The 456-nt window shown below is 51.8% G+C and carries 1 protein-coding gene; it reads right to left on the minus strand.

Features of this window, described 5'->3' with window-relative positions:
* Positions 1 to 59: 59 nt before the first annotated feature.
* Positions 60 to 456 (minus strand): minor capsid protein (locus CA598_RS31770; protein WP_218832649.1); only part of this gene is annotated, 397 nt, incomplete at its 5' end.

Consider the following 456-nt stretch of genomic DNA (forward strand, 5'->3'; position numbering starts at 1 on the left):
CTTATTTTGGACGTACTAAAAAGAGCCGCCCGACAACGGACAGCCCTGCGTTTGGTTTATTAAACTGCGGTAAACGTGAAATTCACGGAATACATCGTCCGACTGTTCTCGTCAACGCCAAGATAAAACGGCGCGCTCTGTTCAGCCTCGCTACGGATGACCCGCGTTGTCCCTACCGCAAACTCACGCTTATTATGCAGCGTCGTAAAAAACGCGTTAGCTTTCGCCTCTGCGTCCGATGCTTTCTTCGCGCGTACCACGATTTGTATCGAAGGGTAACTGACGGACGACCACTCTTTCGGAGGCGGCCCGCCATTAATCCGTGCATATGCACAATCGTCCGGATTCTTTGCGGCAAAGTCGTTGCCGACGATTTCGATTCCTGGTACTAGCGTCCTCAGCAGCGCAGTAAGTTCCGCCATCATAAATAGCGCCATTATACGTCCACCTCCGTTA

Origin of the sequence: Paenibacillus sp. VTT E-133291 (assembly GCF_002264395.1) — a bacterium.
Taxonomy (GTDB): Bacteria; Bacillota; Bacilli; order Paenibacillales; family Paenibacillaceae; genus Paenibacillus_AQ; species Paenibacillus_AQ nitricinens.